The organism is Agrobacterium tumefaciens (genome assembly GCF_005221385.1).
GTDB classification, from domain to species: domain Bacteria; phylum Pseudomonadota; class Alphaproteobacteria; order Rhizobiales; family Rhizobiaceae; genus Agrobacterium; species Agrobacterium tomkonis.
Genome location: NZ_CP039904.1, coordinates 705,272 through 725,606, shown reverse-complemented (window position 1 = coordinate 725,606; position 20,335 = coordinate 705,272). Strand labels below are relative to the sequence as shown.

Annotated in this window: 19 protein-coding genes; 14 read left to right on the top strand and 5 right to left on the bottom strand. The window is 59.3% G+C overall.

Annotation, left to right across the window (positions count from 1 at the left end):
* Positions 1–103: 103 nt before the first annotated feature.
* From iolD to CFBP6623_RS18535, 5 genes are read left to right on the top strand one after another with little or no spacing between them, the layout of a single operon-like run.
* Positions 104–1,975 carry a 3D-(3,5/4)-trihydroxycyclohexane-1,2-dione acylhydrolase (decyclizing) gene (gene iolD / locus CFBP6623_RS18555; RefSeq protein WP_046799870.1) on the top strand — a complete coding sequence of 624 codons (1,872 nt, stop codon included), beginning with the start codon at positions 104–106 and terminating at the stop codon, positions 1,973–1,975.
* 1 nt (position 1,976) lies between these two features.
* Positions 1,977–2,870 (top strand): myo-inosose-2 dehydratase, encoded by an 894-nt coding sequence (iolE, locus tag CFBP6623_RS18550; protein ID WP_046799869.1) that lies wholly within the window; start codon positions 1,977–1,979, stop codon positions 2,868–2,870.
* Positions 2,867–3,679, top strand: a complete 813-nt coding sequence (locus tag CFBP6623_RS18545; protein ID WP_046799868.1) for an SDR family oxidoreductase — start codon at positions 2,867–2,869, stop codon at positions 3,677–3,679. The genes iolE and CFBP6623_RS18545 overlap by 4 nt, the downstream gene beginning before the upstream one ends.
* 4 nt (positions 3,680–3,683) lie before the next feature.
* The gene (locus CFBP6623_RS18540; RefSeq protein ID WP_046799867.1) at positions 3,684–4,745 is read left to right on the top strand and encodes a sugar phosphate isomerase/epimerase family protein; all 1,062 of its coding nucleotides are present in this window, start codon (positions 3,684–3,686) and stop codon (positions 4,743–4,745) included.
* A 14-nt stretch (positions 4,746–4,759) separates the two neighbouring features.
* Positions 4,760–5,923, top strand: coding sequence for a Gfo/Idh/MocA family protein (locus tag CFBP6623_RS18535; protein ID WP_232370447.1), 1,164 nt, complete (start codon positions 4,760–4,762; stop codon positions 5,921–5,923).
* A 130-nt stretch (positions 5,924–6,053) separates the two neighbouring features.
* On the opposite strand, the gene CFBP6623_RS18530 is transcribed toward CFBP6623_RS18535, so the two are convergent.
* Positions 6,054–7,043 carry an aldo/keto reductase gene (locus tag CFBP6623_RS18530; protein WP_046799865.1) on the bottom strand — a complete coding sequence of 330 codons (990 nt, stop codon included), beginning with the start codon at positions 7,041–7,043 and terminating at the stop codon, positions 6,054–6,056.
* Positions 7,044–7,058: 15 nt separating this feature from the next.
* Positions 7,059–8,498 carry an MFS transporter gene (locus tag CFBP6623_RS18525; RefSeq protein WP_046799864.1) on the bottom strand — a complete coding sequence of 480 codons (1,440 nt, stop codon included), beginning with the start codon at positions 8,496–8,498 and terminating at the stop codon, positions 7,059–7,061.
* Positions 8,499–8,631: 133 nt separating this feature from the next.
* On the opposite strand from CFBP6623_RS18525, the gene CFBP6623_RS18520 reads away from it, so the two are divergent.
* The 7 genes from CFBP6623_RS18520 to CFBP6623_RS18490 all read left to right on the top strand — a co-directional run bounded on the left by CFBP6623_RS18520 (position 8,632) and on the right by CFBP6623_RS18490 (position 14,088).
* Positions 8,632–9,525, top strand: coding sequence for a LysR family transcriptional regulator (locus tag CFBP6623_RS18520; RefSeq protein ID WP_052819485.1), 894 nt, complete (start codon positions 8,632–8,634; stop codon positions 9,523–9,525).
* Positions 9,526–9,645: 120 nt separating this feature from the next.
* Positions 9,646–10,731 (top strand): alpha/beta hydrolase, encoded by a 1,086-nt coding sequence (locus tag CFBP6623_RS18515; RefSeq protein ID WP_175415503.1) that lies wholly within the window; start codon positions 9,646–9,648, stop codon positions 10,729–10,731.
* A gap of 152 nt (positions 10,732–10,883) precedes the next feature.
* The gene (locus tag CFBP6623_RS18510) at positions 10,884–11,894 is read left to right on the top strand and encodes an alpha/beta hydrolase (RefSeq protein ID WP_225244120.1); all 1,011 of its coding nucleotides are present in this window, start codon (positions 10,884–10,886) and stop codon (positions 11,892–11,894) included.
* A 189-nt stretch (positions 11,895–12,083) separates the two neighbouring features.
* Positions 12,084–12,440, top strand: coding sequence for a carboxymuconolactone decarboxylase family protein (locus CFBP6623_RS18505; protein ID WP_225244292.1), 357 nt, complete (start codon positions 12,084–12,086; stop codon positions 12,438–12,440).
* Between the two features lie 3 nt (positions 12,441–12,443).
* Positions 12,444–12,932: a (R)-mandelonitrile lyase gene (locus CFBP6623_RS18500; protein ID WP_080842841.1), complete on the top strand. Its 489-nt coding sequence runs from the start codon at positions 12,444–12,446 to the stop codon at positions 12,930–12,932.
* 8 nt (positions 12,933–12,940) lie between these two features.
* Complete coding sequence (locus CFBP6623_RS18495) at positions 12,941–13,402, top strand: cytochrome P460 family protein (RefSeq protein WP_137002599.1); 462 nt, start codon at positions 12,941–12,943, stop codon at positions 13,400–13,402.
* A complete protein-coding gene (locus CFBP6623_RS18490) occupies positions 13,399–14,088 on the top strand; it encodes a DUF4405 domain-containing protein (RefSeq protein WP_080842839.1) in 690 nt (229 codons plus the stop codon). The genes CFBP6623_RS18495 and CFBP6623_RS18490 overlap by 4 nt, the downstream gene beginning before the upstream one ends.
* Positions 14,089–14,649: 561 nt before the next feature.
* Here CFBP6623_RS18490 and CFBP6623_RS18485 read toward each other — a convergent pair.
* The gene (locus CFBP6623_RS18485; protein ID WP_046799856.1) at positions 14,650–15,813 is read right to left on the bottom strand and encodes a M20 aminoacylase family protein; all 1,164 of its coding nucleotides are present in this window, start codon (positions 15,811–15,813) and stop codon (positions 14,650–14,652) included.
* A 223-nt stretch (positions 15,814–16,036) separates the two neighbouring features.
* On the opposite strand from CFBP6623_RS18485, the gene CFBP6623_RS18480 reads away from it, so the two are divergent.
* Both CFBP6623_RS18480 and CFBP6623_RS18475 read left to right on the top strand, forming a co-directional pair.
* Entirely contained in the window at positions 16,037–17,095 is a 1,059-nt protein-coding gene (locus tag CFBP6623_RS18480) for a D-alanyl-D-alanine carboxypeptidase family protein (RefSeq protein ID WP_046799855.1), read from the top strand.
* A 192-nt stretch (positions 17,096–17,287) separates the two neighbouring features.
* A complete protein-coding gene (locus CFBP6623_RS18475; protein ID WP_062653044.1) occupies positions 17,288–18,421 on the top strand; it encodes a CobW family GTP-binding protein in 1,134 nt (377 codons plus the stop codon).
* A 220-nt stretch (positions 18,422–18,641) separates the two neighbouring features.
* Here the strand turns inward: CFBP6623_RS18475 and CFBP6623_RS18465 are convergent, their stop codons facing one another.
* Together CFBP6623_RS18465 and CFBP6623_RS18460 are read right to left on the bottom strand one after the other, a co-directional pair.
* Positions 18,642–18,878: a sulfurtransferase TusA family protein gene (locus CFBP6623_RS18465; RefSeq protein WP_046799853.1), complete on the bottom strand. Its 237-nt coding sequence runs from the start codon at positions 18,876–18,878 to the stop codon at positions 18,642–18,644.
* Positions 18,875–20,170 (bottom strand): L,D-transpeptidase family protein, encoded by a 1,296-nt coding sequence (locus tag CFBP6623_RS18460; RefSeq protein WP_062653046.1) that lies wholly within the window; start codon positions 20,168–20,170, stop codon positions 18,875–18,877. The genes CFBP6623_RS18465 and CFBP6623_RS18460 overlap by 4 nt, the downstream gene beginning before the upstream one ends.
* Positions 20,171–20,335 lie beyond the last annotated feature (165 nt).

Genomic DNA, 20,335 nt, shown 5'->3' with positions numbered 1-20,335 from the left:
AAATTTTCCTCCCAAGGTATTTGGCAATAATCATTGCAAAGTATCGAATTTGTCAATATGTATTCCAAAAACATATCAACAACCATCCGCAGGAGGAGGCGAGATGACCGCGAAGACCTTACGCCTGACCATGGCTCAGGCGCTAGTACGTTACCTGTGCAACCAGTTTACCGAGATCGACGGAGAGCGCGTTCCCCTGTTTGCGGGCGCGTTCGCCATTTTCGGGCACGGCAATGTCACATGCCTTTCCGAAGCTCTGGAGACGGTGCAGAACCGATTGCCAACATGGCGCGGGCAGAACGAGCAATCCATGGCGCTTGCCGCAATCGGTTTTGCCAAGGCAAAACGGCGCAGGCAGATCATGGTCGCCGCGACATCGATCGGCCCGGGGGCGCTGAACATGGTGACCGCCGCCGGCGTCGCCATGGCCAACCGGCTGCCCGTTCTCCTCATTGCGGGCGATACTTTCGCAAGCCGCCTGCCGGACCCGGTTCTGCAGCAGGTTGAGCATTTCGGCGATCCGACTCTGACCGTCAATGACGCGTTCAAATCCGTGGTGCGTTACTGGGACAGGATCGTGCTGCCGGAGCAATTGCTGCAATCGCTGCCGCAGGCGGTCGCCACCATGCTCGATCCGGCCGATTGCGGCCCGGCCTTCATCGGTCTTGCGCAGGATACGCAGGAAATCGCTTTCGATTATCCGGCAGTCTTTTTTGAACCGAAGGTCTGGAAAATTCCTCGGCCGCGTCCTGACCGTGACGCTGTGGCGGCCGCAACCCGGCTGCTGGCGCAGGCAAAACGTCCGCTCATCATTTCCGGCGGTGGCGTGCGTTATTCGCTGGCGGAAGAACGACTTGCCGAATTTGCGGCAAAGCGCGGCATTCCCGTGGTCGAAACCATCGCCGGCAAGGGCGCGCTCACCCATCACCATCCGGTGCATGCCGGGCCTATCGGCATTGTCGGATCAACTTCGGCGAATGCGCTGGGCAAGGATGCGGATGTCGTGCTGGCGATCGGCACCCGGCTTCAGGATTTCACGACGGGTTCCTGGACGGCCTTCTCCCGCGATGCGCAGTTCATTTCCGTCAATGCCGCCCGCTTCGATGCGGTGAAACACCGGGCGCTTTCCGTGGTCGGCGATGCACTCGAAACCATTGACGAGCTGGACCAGGCGCTCGGTGCGTATAAGGCCGATGCCGCCCATATGCAGCGGGCAAAAACGCTGTTCGCAGAATGGGATAATTTGCTGGACGAGCATCAGCGCGTCACCAATGCGCCGGTTCCCTCTTATGCGCAGGTGGTCGGCGTACTGAACCGCGTCGCCCGGCCCGAAGACACCCTGATTGCGGCGGCGGGCGGAACGCCGGGTGAGGTGACGAAGGGATGGCGGGTCAAGAACCCCAATACGTTCGATTGCGAATTCGGCTTTTCCTGCATGGGTTATGAAATCGCCGCCGGCTGGGGCTGCTCCATGGCGCAGGAGGGGCCGGGTGGCACCGGCGGTGTCCCCATCGTCATGCTGGGGGACGGCACCTATATGATGATGAACTCCGACATCTATTCCGCCGCGCTCACCGGGCACCGGATGATCGTGGTGGTCTGTGACAATGGCGGATATGCCGTCATCAACCGCCTGCAGCAGGCCAAGGGTGTGCCCGGCTTCAACAACCTGCTTGCGGATTGCCGCATCAGGGATCGGGAAAATCCGCTGCATGTGGATTTCGTCAAACATGCACAAGCCATGGGTGCCCATGCGCGCAAGGCGGAGAGCCTCGCCGATCTTGAAGAGGCGATGATCTGGGCGCAGGGCAACGAGGGCGTGACCGTCATCTCCATCGTCTCCGATGCGTGGAAATGGGTGCCGGGCGATGCCGACTGGGATGTCGGCGTTCCCTCCGTTTCCACCTTCGAGACGGTGCGCGCCGCTCGCGCCGCGCAGGAGAACATCCGCAAGGCGCAGCGAGTGGGAGTTTGAGATGAAAGCAAGACTTGGTATCGCGCCGATTGCCTGGTGGAATGACGATCTTGCCGAGCTTTCCGATGATGTCAGCCTTCAGGAATGCCTGCGGCAGGCAAGCGAAGCCGGCTTTACCGGAATGGAGACCGGACGCCGGTTTCCCATGGACATGGCCGAGCTTGGGCCGATCCTCGACCGTTACGGCATATCGGTCTGCGGCGGCTGGTTTTCCGGTCTGCTGCTGGATGGCGACATCGAGGCGGAGAAAGACCGTATCGCGCAGCAGATGGAATTCTTCATCGCCGCCGGTGCGCCCTGCATCGTTTATGGAGAAACGGCACGCTCCATTCAGGGCGTGCGTTCCGCCCCGCTTGCCACCAAGCCCCGGCTCGATGAGGCTGGCATGGCGGCCTATGGCCGCAGGATGTCCGATTTTTCCGACTGGTGCACGGGGCAGGGCATGCCGATTTCCTACCACCACCATATGGCGGCCGTCGTGGAGACCGAGCCTGAACTCGATCTCTTCATGAAGCACTCTTCCGTTCCGCTGCTGTTCGATGCCGGGCATATGGCTTTTGCGGGTGGGGACGTCATGCGTGTCATCGAAAACCACCATGCGCGCATTACCCACGTCCACACCAAGGACATCAGGCAAGAGGTTGTCGATGGGCTGGACAGAAGCCGGGAGAGCTTCCTCGACGCCGTCATCAAGGGCGCCTTTACCGTTCCGGGCGATGGCAGTCTGGATTTCGAGGCAATCGTCAAGGCGCTGGCGTCGAAAGGTTACGAGGGCTGGTTCGTGGTCGAGGCGGAACAGGATCCTGTCAGGAACCCGCCGCTGGACATGGCCCGCAAGGGGCACAGGGAATTGCTGCGCGTCATGGACGCCGCTGGTTATGAGGTTGTGAAATGAACCGTATTGAAGGAAAAATCGCCGTTATTACAGGCGGAACCCAGGGCTTGGGCGCAGCCGTTGCGCAGCTATTTGCGCAGGCTGGTGCCGCGGGGATCGTCATCGTCGGGCGCGGTGTGGAAAAGGGCCAGGCTGTTGCAAGCGCCATCACCCAGAAAACGGGCGTGCCTGTCGAAGTGGTGGCCGCCGATCTCGGCAACATCGATGATGTCCGCACCATCATCCCGGCTGCCGACAAACGCTTCGGGCGTGTCGATATTCTCGTCAATGCGGCGGGGCTGACGGATCGCGGCAACATGCTGAACACGACACCCGAGCTCTTCGATCGCATGTTCGCGGTCAATACGCGCGCGCCGTTCTTCCTCATTCAGGATGCGGCCAAGGTGATGATCCGCGAGGGCATCGAAGGCCGTATCGTGAATGTCGGATCGATGTCGGGGCTGACCGGCCAGCCCTTCCTTGCGCCTTATGCGGCCTCGAAAGGGGCACTTGCCACCGTCACCCGCCATGCCGGCTTTTCGCTGATGCGCCATCGTATCCATGTGAACCAACTCGATATCGGCTGGATGAATTCCGATCACGAGCGCAAGCTCGTCCTCTCCGAGACGGGCGATCCCGATTTCATCGACCGTGCGGCGGCGGCCAAGCCGTTTGGGCGGATTCTCGATCCTGTCGAGGTGGCCCGCGCCATCCTGTGGATGGCGTCTGACGATGGCGGCATGATGACGGGTGCGGTGATCCCCTTCGACCAATCGGTCTATGGCGGTTACGACGACGCGCCGGTGCCCGCCAAAAAGCTGGAGGAATAGGTCAATGCTGACCATCAAGGGACCGGGCGTTTTTCTGGCGCAATTCGCGGCGGATGAGGCGCCCTACAATTCGCTTGCGTCGCTGGCGCAATGGGCTTCCGCCAAGGGTTTCAAGGGCGTGCAGATTCCCACCTGGGATACGCGACTGATCGACATGAAACAGGCGGCGGAAAGCGATGCCTATTGCGACGATCTGAAAGGCATGCTCGGCGAGCATGGGCTGGAGATCACCGAACTTGCCTCCCACATCACCGGGCAGCTTGTGGCGGTTCATCCCGCCCATGACGCGATCATGGACAGTTTCGCGCCGGAGCATGTGCGCGGCAACCCCGCAAAGCGTCGGGCATGGGCCGAAGAACAGCTGCGCTTTGCCGCCCGCGCCTCGAAGCGTCTCGGCATCGACCGTCACGTGACCTTTCCCGGCGCGCTTTTATGGCCTTATCTCTATCCCTATCCGCAATGGCCGGAAGGGCTGGTCGAGGAAGGTTTCGACGAACTCGCCCGCCGCTGGACGCCGATTCTCAACGACTTCGACGCTTATGGTGTGGATGTCTGCTACGAAATCCACCCAAGCGAAGACCTGCATGACGGGCACAGTTGGGAACTATTTCTCGACAAGGTTAAGGAGCATCCCCGCGCGAACCTGATGTATGACCCCTCGCATCTCGTTTTGCAGGGAATGGATTATCTGGCTTTCATCGATCACTACCACGAGCGGATCAAGACCTTCCACGTCAAGGACGCAGAATTCCGCCCTGACGGAAAATCGGGCGCCTATGGCGGATATCAGCCCTGGTCCAAACGGGCCGGGCGCTTCCGCAGCCCGGGCGACGGGCAGATCGATTTCGGGGCGATCTTCACGAAGCTGACGACCTACGGCTTCGATGGCTGGGCGGTGCTGGAATGGGAATGTTTCGTCAAAAACCCGGAGGACGGCGCGTCTGAAGGCGCGCGTTTCATCGCCGATCACATCATCCGCGTTTCGGACCGCGCCTTTGACGATTTTGTCAAATCCGGTGCCAATCGCAACGCCAACCGCGCCATGCTTGGACTGAAGGAACAATGAGTGCTGGAGGAACAATGACTATCGAAAGACCACTTCGCTTGGGCATGATCGGCGGCGGCCAAGGCGCGTATATCGGCAATATCCATCGTCTCGCCGCGCGCCTTGACGGCAAATGGATACTGGTTGCCGGGGCCTTCGATGTCGATCCCGACCGGGGTCGCGCCTTTGCGATCAATGAGGGGTTAGACCCCGCCCGCAGCTATGGCAGTTATCAGGAGTTGATTGCCGGCGAGATTTCCCGAGAAGACCGCGTCGACGCGGTTGCGGTCTGCACGCCGAATTTTACCCATTATCCGATCGCCAAAGCGCTGATCGAGGCCGGGTTTGATGTAATCTGCGAAAAGCCGCTGACAGCCACGCTGGAGGATGCCATCGCGCTGGAAAGGCTGTCGCGAGAGACCGGCCGTTTCGTCGGGGTGACCTACACCTATTCCGGCTATCCGATGGTGCATGAAGCCCGCGCACGCGTAGCGGCTGGCGAGATCGGCGAGGTTCGCACCGTGCAGGTGGAATATCCGCTGGAATGGATGGCGACGGCCATCGAGCAGAAGGGCAATGCCCAGGCGGCGTGGCGCACCGATCCGAAAAAGAACGGCCGCGGCGGCTCCATCGGCGATATCGGCACCCATGCCTATCATCTGGCCGGTTTCGTGACCGGGCTGAAACTTCAGTCCCTCACCGCCGATCTCGCTACTTTCGTGGCGGGACGGGCGCTGGATGACAATGCCCATGTGATGATGCGTTATGAGGGCGGAGCGCGCGGCCTCCTATGGTCTTCGCAGGTGGCGCTCGGCAATTCCAACGGCGTGCGTCTGCGGGTGTTCGGCGCGACCGGCTCGCTGCAATGGTTTCAGGAACAGCCGAACGAACTCGTCTATAGCCCACTTGATGGGCGTGTGCAGACCATCAAGCGCGGTGCGGACGATCTTTCCGAAGACGCCAGGGTCCGAACCCGCACCCCGCCCGGCCACCCGGAAGGATATCTGGAAGCCTTCGCCAACCTCTATGCCGGTTTTGCGGAAGCCATCCGCGCCCGCAAGGCGGGGCGCGAACCGGCAGCCATCGGCCGCAACATCCCGCTTGCCTATGACGGGTTGAAGGGCGTGGCCTTCGTGGAAGCGGTGGTGGACAGTGCCGAAAGCGCCGATCCGCGCTGGATTACCCCGGTGGCGGTATAGGCGCGCAGCCAAAGACGGATTATGCCGAAAATCGGCCTTCCGGACAGGCTCTGCCGGTCCGGAAGGCCGCGCGAATTTCTCTGCCGGGCCTTCCACTGACGTGACACGGAGGACGTTCGAACGGCCATCCTCAAAGGCCGGTCATCTTCAGCACCGCTTCTGGAAGCCTGTTGCCGACGACTTCGATCTTCGTGAGGATCGTGTTGATTTCCTCAAGGTCAGTCGAGGTCAGTTCAAGATCGACGCTACCGAGGTTTTCTTCAAGGCGGTGCTGCTTGGTTGTGCCGGGGATAGGGACGATCCATGGTTTCTGTGCCAATAACCAGGCAAGAGCGACTTGGGCGGGTGTCGATTGCTTGTTGTCGGCTATGACCTTGATGGCATCGACCAGTGCGATGTTGGCTTTTCGGGCCTCGGGGGAAAACCTCGGAACAGCATTGCGGAAATCGGTTGGGTCGAACTGGGTATTTTCGTCGATCTTACCTGTCAGGAAGCCAGCACCGAGGGGGCTGAAGGGCACGAAACCTATCCCGAGTTCTTCAAGTACCGGAAGTAACTCGGCCTCAGGTCCGCGCCAGAACAGGGAGTACTCGCTTTGGACGGCGGTGACGTGCTGAACGGCATGGGCCTTGCGGATGGTGTCGACACCCGCCTCGGACAAACCGAAATGCTGGACTTTGCCTTCATCGATCAGGTCTTTCACAGCGCCTGCGACATCCTCGATGGGAACGGCCGGATCGACGCGGTGCTGGTAAAACAAGTCGATGCGATCAGTCCTGAGGCGCTTGAGGCTCGCTTCCGCGACGGCTTTGATGTGCTTCGGCCGGCTATTGGTGCCGCCGCGGCGTTCGCCTGTTTCAAGGTCGATGTCGAAGCCGAACTTGGTGGCGATGACGACCATGTCACGTATGGGCGTGATGGCCTCGCCGAGAAGCTCCTCGTTGACGAAAGGGCCGTAGGCTTCAGCGGTATCGAACAATGTGATGCCCCGCTCATGGCCAAAACGGATCAGCTTGATCATCTCGGTTTTATCGGCCGCTGGCCCATAGGCCGAACTCATGCTCATGCAGCCAAGGCCGAGGGCGGAAACTTCGAGGGTTCCGATTTTGCGTTTTTGCATGTTTCTGCTCCTTGATTAGGCCGCGCTTTCTGTCGGGGCGGCCTCTGTTTCGGCGGGTGCCCGCCGTGTGGCGGTCGGCACAATGGTTAAAAGCGCGATCACCAATGTTGCCATAAGCATCACTGTTCCGGCCTCAAAGGCATGCGACACACGGTAGGCGGTGAGTTCCGCGCCAGTGAGGCCAGCAGATCCGATGGCCGCAATGGCGATCAACAGGCTGAGACCGACCGAGCTGCCCATCTGGTGGGCAACGTTGACTGCGCCGGATGCGGCCCCGGCATCCGCATGATCCACCCGGGCGACACCGGAGGAGGTCAGGGGACTCAGTACCAAACCTTGACTGATCCCGATCAATATCATCGGCATTGCGATGGCGGTCCAGTAATTGGAGCCTATGCCCGCGCGGCTGAGCCAGCCCATGGCGACGATGCCGACAACCATGCCTGTGACAAGGACCGTGTTACGCCCGAAGCGCTGGATGAGGCGCGGCACGATCATGGCGATCGGTACGTGCAGCATCGTTGCCGGCACGAAGGCGAGACCCGTAAGCGCCGGGCGCAAGCCAGCGACTTCCTGAAGGTAAAGCGTCGTGAAAAAGAAAAAACCGACCATCGCGCCGAGATAGAGGACACGCGCGCCGTAGGCCCCCGAACGCTCGAGATCCGAAAACAGCCGAAGTGGGAGAATGGGTTGCGGTGCACGGCGCTCGATGAGGATGAAAAGGCCAAGGAGCGTCACCGAAATGACAAGGATGGCGATGGTCGTTGTATCCCAGCCAGCCTGTGCTGAGCGGATGAAACCGTAGACGAGCCCGCTCATGCCGATCGTCGAGGAGAGCGCTCCAGGAACGTCCAGGGCACCCGGCTGCTTTGCCGTCTCAGGGATGCAGGCGCGGGCCGCAAGGATCATTGCGATCCCGATCGGCAGGTTGATCAGGAAGCCGGCGCGCCAGGACAGCCAGTCAGCGAGAAGGCCGCCGGCAATCAGTCCGACTGTGGCTGAAACACCAGCCGCGGCACTATAGAGCGACACCGCACGGACGCGTTCTTCGCCTTCTTCGAAATTGATCTGGAGGAGGGCCAGAGTGGAGGGAGCAAGGATGGCGGAGCCCAGTCCCTGTATTGCCCGCCATGACAGCATCCATGCGGAGGACTGTGAAGCCCCGATGGCGACGGAAGCCAGTGTGAATATAGCCATACCGATGATGAACATGCGCCGGCGTCCCAGAATGTCGCCGGCGCGAGCGCCGAGCAGCAGGAAACCACCGAAGGTCAGCGTATAGGCGCTCTGCACCCATGCCAGCCCGGCGTCGGTGAACCCCAGTTCGTGATGGATCTTCGGAAGCCCGGTCAGCACGACCGAGATGTCGAGAACGATCATCACGTAGCTCACGAGGATAATCGCGAGGATCGCGGTTTTGTTGGCAGGGGCGGTGGTCGCTTGTCTTTTTGGCATCAGGGTTCCGTTCTACGGGTGGCAATACCGTTTTCCACGGCGAAGCTGTGGTTTTGATGCCATAAAGATATTCCTTGCCGATCTTTTCGATTAGGGGCGGTAATCGGCATGAAGCTATAAGGATGTCTAATGAATGCCGCAGGAGAACTTCAACGATCTGGCTGCCTTCGTTACCGTCGCGCGTGAGCAGAGCTTTACCCGGGCCGCCGTCAAGCTGGGTGTCTCGCAGTCCGCATTGAGCCAGACGGTGCGCAGTCTCGAGGAGCGACTGGGTCTGAGGCTTTTGACGAGAACGACAAGGCGCGTGTCGCCCACGGCTGCGGGTGAGCGCCTGCTCCAGACCGCAGGTCCAAGGTTCGACGAAATTCAGTCCGAACTTTCGGCGCTCAGCGACATGCGGGACAAACCCGCGGGAACCGTGCGCATCACGACAGGGGAACACGCCGCGATCTCCGTTCTTGCGCCGGCACTTGAAAAAATCATTTCGAATTACCCCGACATCAATGTCGAAATTACCGTCGATTACGGGCTGACGGATATTGTTGCGGAGCGCTATGACGCAGGGGTCCGGCTCGGTGAGCAGCTTGCAAAGGACATGATCGCGGTCAAGATCGGCCCCGAGATGCGCATGGCCGTGGTTGGCGCGCCATCCTATTTCCAGCAGAATCCCTGGCCGGAAGTACCCGAGGATTTAACCTCCCACAATTGCATCCAGATTCGCATGCCGACCTACGGCAACATCCTCGCCTGGGAATTCGAGAAGGATGGCCATGAACTCAAGGTCAGGGTGGAAGGGCAACTTGTCTTCAATAACATTGCAATGCGCCTCGATGCCACAAAACGAGGGCTTGGCCTTGCATATATGCCGGAGGACCTTGTTACGGACGAGATAGCGAAGGGAGCACTGATACGGGTTCTCGAAGACTGGTGCGCGCCTTTTTCCGGCTACCACCTTTATTATCCAAATCGACGTCACGCATCTCCGGCCTTTGCCCTTGTGGTGGACGCGCTTCGATATCGCGGATAACCCGCTAATAAACTAAAAGTGATTGATAAGCGTAGCTAATGGCTTCAATCGTAAATGGGTATCTAATCACTGGAGCGCTGTTCGCTTAGCCTTCTTTCAACGCCATGTTGTGAGAGAGCCATGCCAAAGATTTTTACCAAAACCATTTCAATCTTCGTATTTTCCGCCATCGCTGCGTCCTGCAGCGTCGCCTTTGCCCAGACAGCGTCAAAGGCCGAACCCCTTGTCATTGAGCAGCAGGGAAGCTTTGCAGTCGGCGGTACGGTTTCGAGCAAACCCGGAACCTACAACAACAATGCGCCGACAGCCGAAGGCCAGACGCTGCATGGCGACCACGCCTATGTGTTCTATCAGGTTCCGCAAAATCCGAAGCCGCTGCCGATCGTCATGCTGCATGGCGCGTTCCAGTCGGCGCGCAGCTGGGAGACGACGCCGGATGGCCGCGAGGGTTTCCAGAATATCTTCCTGCGCCGTGGCTACTCCACTTACCTTGTCGACCAGCCGCGCCGAGGCCGCGCGGGCAACAGCACGGTTGCAACGACGATCGAGCCGACACCCTATGACCAGCTCTTCTTCGACCAGTTTCGTATCGGCAAATGGCCGGACTATTTCGGCAATGTTCAATTCTCCCGCGATCCGGCAACGCTCGATCAATTCCTGCGTTCGGTCACGCCGAACACCGGACCGTATGATGCCAAGGTAATTTCCGATGCCATGTCGGCCCTGTTTGACAGGACGGGGCCTGCCATCCTGTTCACACACTCGCAGGCGGGTGGTCCCGGCTGGCTGACGGCGATCAAGAACCCGAACGTCAAGGGTATCGTGGCGCTGGAGCCTGGAAGCGGGTTCATCTTCCCCGAAGGCGAGATACCCGGGGACATGCCGAGCGCCGCAGGCACACTGAAAGCCGAGGCTGTTCCCGCCGCCGACTTCGAAAAACTGACGCGCCTGCCGATCGTCATCTATTACGGCGATAATTTCCCGACGGAACCGACCGCCGAACGCGGGCAGGACAATTGGCGCGTCAGGCTGGCAATGGCGAAGCTCTGGGTGGAGGCCGTCAACAGGCATGGTGGCGACGCGACGCTCGTGCACCTGCCGGATATCGGCATCAAGGGCGGCACGCATTTCCTGATGTCGGACCTGAACAACGTCGAGATCGCCGATCAGGTCTCGAAATTCCTCGCCGACAAGAAGCTCGACTAATCCATGCGCGCGTACCTCAACAGGTCGGTGCGCGCGTTTCCGACAAATTGAGGAGCCTGACGATGGCGCACGAAATCATCAACGGAAAGAGACGGGAGTTCCTCGGAGCTTCTGCCCTCTTCATCTCTGGTGCAATGTTAGGAGTGTCAACCATGACGACGACCCAAGCCGTCGCTGCCGACTACAAGCAAAACCCCTTCACGCTCGTCTATGATGGCGCACTGACCAAAAACGAACCCGGTAAGGTGAACATCCATCCGGTGACGTACAAACTGAACGGCCTCGATATCGTCGCCAATGTTTATACCCCGGCCGACTATGATCCCGCCAGGAAATACCCTGCAATCGTGCTGGCGCATCCGAATGGTGGCGTGAAGGAGCAGACCACGGGCCTTTATGCCCAGCATCTGGCGGAGCGAGGTTTCATCACGATCACGGCCGATGCCGCCTATCAGGGCGGAAGCGGTGGCGCACCGCGAAGCGTCGATAAACCTCAGCATCGCATCGAGGATATCCACGGAATGGCGGACTTCATCAGCGGCTTCCCTGGTGTAGACACGGCGCGTCTAGGACTGCTCGGCATCTGCGGCGGTGGCGGTTATTCGCTGGCAGCGGCAAAGACCGACAAGCGCTTCAAGGCGGTGGCGACGCTCAGCATGTTCAATTCCGGGCGCGTCCGCCGCAACGGTTTTAAGGATACGCAGATGGATACGATCCAGAAGCGTTTGCAGCAGGCGTCCGCTGCCCGCGCGCAGGAAGCGGCCGGCGGTGAGGTTCTTTATGCGGGCGACGCGAACCTCACGGATGCGCAGATCGAAGCCCTGCCTTTCGACCTCTATCGACAGGGCTATCATTATTACTGGCGCACCAATGCACATCCCGGCTCGACCTTCAGATACACGATGAGCAGCCTGATGGACCTGATGCGCTGGGATGCGACGGACGAGATCGAACTTATCGACGTGCCGCTGCTGATGATCGCCGGAAGCGAGGCTGATACGCTTTACATGACCGAAGATGCGTTCCCAAGGGCTACCGGCACGAAGGACAAAGAACTCTTCACGATCAAGGGCGCAAAGCACATCGAAACCTACTGGGTACCCGAATATGTCGAAGCGGCGGTGGACAAGCTGACACCCTTCTTCGGCCGAACCCTGGTTTGACATCTTCCATCAGCGGTTCGTTCACCGGTGACCGCAGGGTTAAGGGCTCGTCATGACGATGGGTCGTTCAATGCCTGCTGTCACCGGCCGTGCGAGCACGCGATCAATTTAAGGAGCCAAGCTTTGAAGGCATTCGCCACAAGTCTCTTTCTCGCAACGAGCATCACTCTCATCAACGGTTTCATTTCCATGACACACGCCCAGACAGCAACGCAAACGGCACAGCCGGAAAAGCAGCAGACGCGCGCCCAGCAATTGATGGGCGATACCGCTCCGAAATTGGCCGACCTGACGGATGGGGTTCTTTACAACGACATATGGGAACGTCCCGAACTCTCCAAACGTGACCGGAGCCTCGTAACGATCTCAGCGCTGATCGCTCTTAATCGTCCCGATCAACTTCGCTCTCACATCCGCCTTGGCCTGCAAAACGGGCTGAAGAAGGAGGAGATTGTCGAGACCATCACCCATATGGCTTTTTATTCGGGCTGGCCGAGCGGCGTTTCCGCGGTTGCGATCGCCAAAGACGTTTTTGCGGAGAAATAATCCATGAATACGAAATCGATGGTCACCGCCGCCATGGCCTTTAGCGCCACGGCAGCTTTCGCCGAACCGGATCGCGCCGTAACGGTTACCCGTTTCAACGATCAGACGACAACCGCAGGCTCGCCGGATTATTTCACCGGTTCCGTCAAGGTGCAGTCCCGTTTCCAGGCCCAGTCGCCCGCCCGGGTCGGTGGCGGTGTCGTTTCCTTTGAACCCGCTGCCCGCACCGCTTGGCATACGCATCCCCTCGGTCAGACATTGATCGTGACGGAAGGTGCGGGGCGAGTTCAGCACTGGGATGGCGGCATCCAGGAGATCGGACCCGGAGATGTCGTCTGGATACCTCCAGGCGTCAAACACTGGCATGGCGCTTCATCTGAAGTCGGAATGTCGCACATCGCCGTGGCGGAGGCCCTGGACGGCCAGACGGTGGAATGGATGGAACATGTGACCGACGAGCAATACACCAAGATTGATGGAGGCCTTGATTGAACAGGGTCATGTATATGGCGGGTGCCGCCGCCTTCGTAACAAGCGCCGTATTTCTCGTCGGCATGCAGGTCCATGCCGAGCCGACCCGCGCAACCATGCCTGAAATCGACAAGCTCATACACTATACGACAGTCGAGCGGGGGGAGGTTACGGAGCACATCATGACCACCCGTGAAGCAATCGAGGCCGTCAAGCGCGGCGATCCCATTCCCAACGGCACCCATGTCGCGCTGGTCGACTATCGCGGTGGCAAGGTCTTCCGTTACTTCATCATGGAGAAGGGCGAGGGCTGGGGGCAGGATTACGACGAAAACCGCCGTACTGCCGACTGGCAGTTCCAATGGTTCAAGCCGGACGGCACGATCAACATGGAAGAAAACACCGCCCGCTGTCAGCGCTGTCATACCTCGCGGGCCGACAGGGATTTCCTGTACACGTTCAACGAAATGCGCCGGTTCGAACTTAAATGAACGGCGTCTTGCGGTTTCGTCTGGTCCTCGACCTCATTGCCGTCGGATTGATTGTTGCGTGTCTGGCCTATTGGTGGCTGGACAACCTGTCGCACGAGCTGTTCGGAACGGTGCTTTTCACGCTGGTGATTGTTCATAACGTCTTTAATCGCCGCTGGTATGGCGGCGTGACGAAACGGAAGCTGGATGTCACCCGCATCATCAATCTGATCACGATTGTCAGCCTGGCAATCGCAATGACCATCATGTTCTTAACGAGCCTGCTGATATCGCGTGACCTTTTCCCGCTCACGGCGATGGGCGGTGCTTTCGCCGTCCGGGAAATCCACATGTTCACGGGATACTGGATGCTACTGATCGTTGGCATCCATCTCGGAACGCGCTGGCAGGTTGTGATGAACGTTTTCTATGGAATGATTGGAATGCCTGCTCGGAGCGCTTGCCAGACTGCGATCCTGCGTTTGCTGACGGCCCTTATCATGGCCTGGGGTGTGAAAAGTTCGTTCGATATGGTGTTCGGATCGAAGTTGATGCTGCGCTATTCGCTGGACATGTGGGATTTCAATGCGTCGACGTTGGGCTTCTTCGTGAACTACGCCTCCATAGTCGGCTTATACATTGCCGCAACCCATTTCGGCTTGAGGCTTGTTTCAATGCGGGCGCGTCGAAGAATGGCGTGCGAGTGAGCACTATTCCAGACATGCCAAACGGATGATGTCATCTCGGCATGATTTTGTATCGCGTAGGTGCTCTTAATCGCGCCAGGGGCGATTAATTCGCCGACTCATATCGGCCAACGCATCTCCGCCTCTGCGCGCAGGATTGACCTTGATAGAATGGTGTCCACGAGAGGATTCGAACCTCCGACCCCAGGATTCATACCACTTCGGCTTTAACCGCCGTCCCGCCACGAATGGCAGGGCGTTCGTGGTCTGGACTGTCCCTTCACCATGGACCTTGCGGCCTTTAGGCGCTGCCCTACCAGTCTCTACACCTTCAACAGGCTTTCGCCTGAAGCTTGGCTCGGGATTGGCATGCTGGAAGCCCAGCTAAGCGTTCCCCGAATTTGAGCAGATCGACTACAGCCTTTCGGACTGTAGCCCCCAATTATCAACTAGGAATCCTGTGCTCTATCCTGCTGAGCTACGTGGACACTGAATTGCTCTTTAACCTGACGATGCCTGCGGATCAACCGCGTTCTTCATCGCGGTCGATCTCTTCCCGGCTTTCTTCGCGTCAGTCGGCAATCAGCTCGTCAGGCGCTGTTCGGCCAGTTTCACCCAGTAGGAAATGCCGTAGGCGATGGCGTCGTCGTTGAAATCGTAGCCGGGATTATGAAGCCCTGCCGAATCGCCATTGCCGAGGAAGATGAAGGCGCCCGGCCTTTCCTTCAGCATGAAGGAAAAATCCTCGCCGGCCATTGAGGGGTCGACATCGGGATCGACATTGTGGTCTCCCGCCACATCGCGGGCGACATGGATGGCGTGGTCGGTCTCGTCTGAATGGTTGAATGTCACCGGGCAATAACGCTCATAGACGACTTCGGCTTCGGCGCCATTGGCAAGGGCTATGCCTTCCGCCATCTGCTTGATGCGGTCCTGCGCGAGATCACGCACCGTTTCGTCGAGGCTGCGCACCGTGCCGGCTATCAGCGCCTCATTGGGGATGATGTTGTGGCTGGAGCCGGCATGGAAGCGGGTAACGGACACGACGACCGAACGGATCGGATCGGCATTGCGCGAGGCGATCATCTGCAGATTGCCGACGATCTGCGCGCCGATGGTGATCGGATCGATGGTGCGGTGCGGCTGTGCCGCATGGCCGCCCCGGCCTTTGACGGTGATGGAGAACTTGTCCGGTGCCGCCATGATGCCGCCCTTGCGGATGGCGAAGGCGCCGAGCGGTATTCCCGGCATATTGTGCATGCCATAGACCTCGTTAATGCCGAAACGCTCCATCAGGCCGTCCTCGACCATGGCGAGCGCGCCCGCGCCGCCTTCTTCGGCGGGCTGGAAGATGACGGCGATAGAGCCGGCGAAATTGCGGGTCTCGGTGAGATATTTGGCTGCGCCAAGCAGCATGGCGGTGTGGCCGTCATGGCCGCAGGCATGCATCGCGCCCGCTGTTTTCGATGCCCAGGGCTTGCCGGTTTCCTCGAGAATGGGCAAGGCGTCCATATCCGCGCGAAAGCCGATGGTGCGTCCACCGGCAAGATTGCCCCTGATGATGCCGACCACACCCGTGCGGCCAAGACCGGTCACGATTTCGTCAACGCCAAAAGATTTCAGCTTGTCCGCAACGAAGGCTGCGGTGTTGTCGACATCATACAAAATCTCGGGATTTTCGTGCAGGTGACGCCGCCATTCGCTGACTTCCTGTTGAAGTTCGGCGGCTCTGTTCAAAATCGGCATTCGTTCATTCCTGGGTTCATCGGTGCGGCGTGTGGTAAAAGCCATCCTCCGTGGTGGATAGTGCGCCGCATAATTGACGTAATCAATGTACTTTGCCATTGCTAGGACATATATGGTGAATATTGCCATTCCCCGACCGAAGACGGGAATTCGAGGACAAGCCTTGCCACAGACAGTTAAATCGCCAAACGCCGCCCGGCGGCTCTCCGCAGCCGTTGCCATCATGACCGCAGGCCTCGTTGCCGTGGCGCCTGTGGCCAATGCCAATCCGAAAATGGTGGTGGATGTCAAAACCGGCAAGGTGATTTCCCATCAGGAAGCCTTCCGCAAGTGGTATCCGGCGTCGCTCACCAAGCTGATGACTGCCTATATCGCCTTTTCGCAGATGAAGGCCGGCAAGCTCAGCCCGCAGACGGAAGTGGTGATGAGCAAGAAGGCCGCCGACCAGCCGGCCTCTAAAATGTATTTCAAGCCCGGCCAGAAGCTGACGATGGACAGCGCGCTGAAGCTGCTGCTGATCAAATCCGCCAATGATATAGCCGTGGCGATTGCCGAGACCATCGGTGGTACCAGCGACAATTTCGTGGCGCAGATGAATGCGCAGGCGCAGCGGTTGGGCATGAGCTCCACCCGCTATGTGAACGCCAACGGCCTGCCCGGAAAGGGGCAATATACGACCGCGCGTGATCTGGCGCTGCTGGCGCTGATCATCAAGCGCGAGTTTCCGGAATATGCCCATTATTTCTCGCTGGAAGGCGTCAGCACCGGCAAGAAGAACTATGCCAATTTCAACATGCTGGTCGGCCGCTTCGATGGCGCTGACGGCATGAAGACCGGCTTCATCTGTGCCTCCGGCTTCAATCAGGTGTCGTCTGCCGTGCGCAATGGCCGCTCCGTCATCACTGTGGTGCTGGGCGCGGACAGCCTTGCCGGACGAACCGACCAGTCTGCCGACCTGCTGCAGATGGGGCTGACGGCGCCTTCCGGTCAGGGTGTTTCGCTCGCTTCGCTGGCGCCTTATGGCGATACCGGCGATGTGAACGATGTCAGCGCCGAAATCTGCAACCCGAAGGCTGCCAAGGTGCGTAGCGAGGGCCGCGATGAAGCCGGCCGTATGGTCATCCATTCGCCCTATGTGACGGAGATGACCCGCCCACCGGAATATTCCTTTGCCGGTCTCATTCCAGGCAGTGAGACGGTGGCTGTCAACACGACCAAGGGGGCTGTCGGCAAGGGTGAGTTGGCCAACGTGCCGATCCCGATCCCACGCCCGACATTCTGATTGCCTTGACCGCTCTTCAATGACGAAGGGCGACTACGCTTGTGGATTGGCTATTCGCAGCTCTGATCTGTTATGATATTACAGTCTCGCCCGTGGCTTCAGGCCTTGGGCGATTTCTGTTTTTATCACGCGGTTCCGGGTTTCATGTCGTCCAATGACCTGCCTGGGCCGCCATCAACACACAGGCAAGGCATGTCTCGCGATCGCATCCCGGTTTCCATTATCACCGGATTTCTCGGCGCCGGAAAATCGACGCTGCTCAATCGGCTTCTCAAAGATCCCGAGATGAGTGACGCCGCGATCATCATCAATGAATTTGGCGACGTCAGTATCGATCACATGCTGGTCGAAAGCGCAGGCGAGGGTATTATCGAGCTGGCGGAGGGCTGCCTCTGCTGCACGGTGCGCGGTGAGCTGGTGGATACGCTGGCGGAACTGATGGATGGTATCCAGACAGGCAAGCTGAAGCCGGTGAAGCGGGTGGTGATCGAGACGACCGGCCTTGCCGATCCTGCCCCGGTCATGCAATCGATCATGGGCAATCCGGTGATCGCGCAGAATTTCGTGCTCAATGGCATGATTACGGTGGTGGATGCCGTGAACGGCCTCTCCACGCTCGACAATCACGAAGAGGCGGTGAAGCAGGCGGCTGTGGCCGACCGGCTGGTGATGACCAAGCGGGCGCTTGCCGATGCTGCGGCGATTTCCGCGTTGACGGCCCGCCTTCAGGCCCTCAATCCGCGTGCGACAATCGAGGATGGCGACAAAACCGAGTGGAGCGCTGCGGGTCTTCTCGACAACGGCCTTTACGATGCCGGCAGCAAGAGTGCCGATGTCGGCCGCTGGCTGGGTGAAGAGGCGGAGCATGATCACGGCCATGAACATGGCCACCACCACCATCATCATGGTGACCACGATGACCACCATCACCACGATGTGAACCGGCACGATGCGTCTATCCGTTCCTTCTCGATCATTCACGATCAGCCGATCAACCCGATGGCGATCGACATGTTCGTGGATCTGCTGCGCTCGGCACATGGTGAAAAGCTCTTGCGCATGAAGGCCATCGTCAAGCTGTCTGATAATCCGGGCAGACCGCTGGTGTTGCATGGGGTTCAGAACATTTTCCACACGCCTCAGCGTCTTTCGGCCTGGCCGGACCCGTCGGACCAGCGCACGCGCATGGTGCTGATTACGAAGGATTTGCCGGAGGCTTTCGTAAAGGACCTGTTCGCGGCCTTCACCGGTACGCCGGGTATCGACCGGCCGGACAGGCAGGCAATGACGGATAATCCGCTGGCGGTTTCCGGGTTGCGGTTTTAGATCGCGCGACGGCGTTGAAATCGGCGGGTGGGGTTACCCCCCCTCTGCCCTGCCGGACATCTCCCCCACAAGGAGGGAGATCGAATCGAGGCGAGGTTTCGGCCATCTCGACATTTGAGAATGAAGTGATGGGGGAGCTGCTTGCAGATCTCCCCCCCTTGTGGGGGAGATGTCCGGCAGGACAGAGGGGGTAACCACGGCCGACGCCATTGAACGTCGGTTACCCGCCCTTCACAATCCGAAACCGATGCCCCTTATCCACCGCAGTAGTTTCCAGCAAGTTATGCCCGTCCTCATTGCACATATGCGCAATATCGATCACCGCCAGCGGATCGGTCGTCTCGATAGTCAGAATATCGCCCGCTTTCAGTGCCGCGAGTTTCTTGCGGCTTCTCAAAACGGGAAGGGGGCATTTAAGCCCCCTCAGATCGAAAATTATCTCGGCCGTGTCGCTCATTCCTTGGCCCAGAACTTCCAGAACGGCTTCTTCTCGGGCGCTTCCGGTGCAGGTGCTGCGGAATAGGCGAGCGGGTTCAGGGCCGGAACCGGTATGCTCTGGGCAGTGGTTCCATTCTGTCCGGCGGCCGAAGGGGTGGCTGTGGCAACCATTGTCGGGGCCGCTGGCGCCGGGTTCGATTGCGGAGCGGCGGGCTGGGCTGCCGAAGGGCGCGGGCCGCGCAGAGAAGAGGCGGTTGCGGTTGTGGCCGGAGAAGACGACGTCACCTGCTGCGCCTTTTTCTCCATCAGCGCTGCATATTCCGTTTCCTTCATCAGCTTGCCGGCCTTCAGCGCCGAACCGGTCGGCGCATAGGCGGGTTCGCGGCCCTTGCGCTTTTCGGCGACCAGCGCCTTGCGCTCGGCTTCGCTCGGGTCGTACCAGGCCATGCCGTCATATTTTTTCATCGCCTTTTCATAGGCGAGATCATAGGTTTTTTCGTAGCTCGAAAGTGCGCTGACGAGCGCCGGCGGTGTGCTCATGGCCGGGCACTGCGCGGAGCCGTTGAAGGTGCCGCCTTCCGTCTGCTGGTTGAAGACATATTTCTTCTCGCAGACGTTTACGTCCGGCGGGCGCTTGGTGACTTCGAAATTGTCGTAACCGACCTTCAGCATCTTCCAGAATTCGAGATGTTCGCTCTGGCGGTGGCGGGCCATGTTTTCCGCCGTCATTCGGAACGGGAAGGCCTGCAGCTGCACGGTCTTCTGGCCGCCCTTGAAGGCGTCACGGGCGAAACCGTAAATCTCAAGAATCTGCGCATCCGTCATCGAATAACAGCCGGACGATGAGCAGGCGCCATGGATCATCAGATTGGTGCCGTTGCGGCCATTGGCGGCATCGTAACGGTTCGGGAAGCCGGTATTGATGGCGAGGTAATATTTCGAGTTTGGATTAAGGTGCGCGGGCGTCAGGTTGTAGAAACCTTCCGGCGCCTGCCGGTCGCCTTCCTTCACCTTCGGGCCGAGTTTGCCGGACCAGGCGCAAATTTCGTAGCCGGCGATCTTCTCGAAACGGTTGTCGCGTCTGGCCTTCCAGATTTCCAGCGCGCCTTCTTCCTTGAAGATGCGGATCATGATCGGCGAGGTGCGATCCATGCCCCGCTTGTCGATCTCGGCCAGAATGGACGGAGACAGCGGGTAATCAACCTTGTTCTTGACGTGGGAAACGTCGCGTTCGACGGTTTCGAGCGTATCGTTACAGCCGGCGAGAACGAGCGCGGTGCAGGCAAGAAGTGCAAAATGTGTCAAACGCATGATCTGATCCGAAAGACGATGGCACGAAGCGGCGGCAGTTCTACACCGTCCCGTGTGTATTTTAAATACGGTATTAACCGTTTACATCTTCTTAACTCAAATCGGATCCGCCCCCGCGGCCGCCGATACATCTTTTGATGTGACCGGACTATGGCCGAGTTGGGG

Excerpts from the sequence above, each read along its gene's own strand:
- CFBP6623_RS18490 (WP_080842839.1), top strand. The coding sequence starts at position 13,399 with ATGAACGGCGTCTTGCGGTTTCGTCTGGTCCTCGACCTCATTGCCGTC.
- CFBP6623_RS18475 (WP_062653044.1), top strand. The coding sequence starts at position 17,288 with ATGTCTCGCGATCGCATCCCGGTTTCCATTATCACCGGATTTCTCGGC.
- CFBP6623_RS18495 (WP_137002599.1), top strand. The coding sequence starts at position 12,941 with ATGTATATGGCGGGTGCCGCCGCCTTCGTAACAAGCGCCGTATTTCTC.
- iolD (WP_046799870.1), top strand. The coding sequence starts at position 104 with ATGACCGCGAAGACCTTACGCCTGACCATGGCTCAGGCGCTAGTACGT.
- CFBP6623_RS18525 (WP_046799864.1), bottom strand. The coding sequence starts at position 8,498 with ATGCCAAAAAGACAAGCGACCACCGCCCCTGCCAACAAAACCGCGATC.
- CFBP6623_RS18545 (WP_046799868.1), top strand. The coding sequence starts at position 2,867 with ATGAACCGTATTGAAGGAAAAATCGCCGTTATTACAGGCGGAACCCAG.
- CFBP6623_RS18530 (WP_046799865.1), bottom strand. The coding sequence starts at position 7,043 with ATGCAAAAACGCAAAATCGGAACCCTCGAAGTTTCCGCCCTCGGCCTT.
- CFBP6623_RS18505 (WP_225244292.1), top strand. The coding sequence starts at position 12,084 with ATGACACACGCCCAGACAGCAACGCAAACGGCACAGCCGGAAAAGCAG.
- iolE (WP_046799869.1), top strand. The coding sequence starts at position 1,977 with ATGAAAGCAAGACTTGGTATCGCGCCGATTGCCTGGTGGAATGACGAT.
- CFBP6623_RS18515 (WP_175415503.1), top strand. The coding sequence starts at position 9,646 with ATGCCAAAGATTTTTACCAAAACCATTTCAATCTTCGTATTTTCCGCC.
- CFBP6623_RS18465 (WP_046799853.1), bottom strand. The coding sequence starts at position 18,878 with ATGAGCGACACGGCCGAGATAATTTTCGATCTGAGGGGGCTTAAATGC.
- CFBP6623_RS18535 (WP_232370447.1), top strand. The coding sequence starts at position 4,760 with ATGACTATCGAAAGACCACTTCGCTTGGGCATGATCGGCGGCGGCCAA.
- CFBP6623_RS18520 (WP_052819485.1), top strand. The coding sequence starts at position 8,632 with ATGCCGCAGGAGAACTTCAACGATCTGGCTGCCTTCGTTACCGTCGCG.
- CFBP6623_RS18485 (WP_046799856.1), bottom strand. The coding sequence starts at position 15,813 with ATGCCGATTTTGAACAGAGCCGCCGAACTTCAACAGGAAGTCAGCGAA.
- CFBP6623_RS18460 (WP_062653046.1), bottom strand. The coding sequence starts at position 20,170 with ATGCGTTTGACACATTTTGCACTTCTTGCCTGCACCGCGCTCGTTCTC.
- CFBP6623_RS18540 (WP_046799867.1), top strand. The coding sequence starts at position 3,684 with ATGCTGACCATCAAGGGACCGGGCGTTTTTCTGGCGCAATTCGCGGCG.
- CFBP6623_RS18510 (WP_225244120.1), top strand. The coding sequence starts at position 10,884 with ATGACGACGACCCAAGCCGTCGCTGCCGACTACAAGCAAAACCCCTTC.
- CFBP6623_RS18480 (WP_046799855.1), top strand. The coding sequence starts at position 16,037 with ATGACCGCAGGCCTCGTTGCCGTGGCGCCTGTGGCCAATGCCAATCCG.
- CFBP6623_RS18500 (WP_080842841.1), top strand. The coding sequence starts at position 12,444 with ATGAATACGAAATCGATGGTCACCGCCGCCATGGCCTTTAGCGCCACG.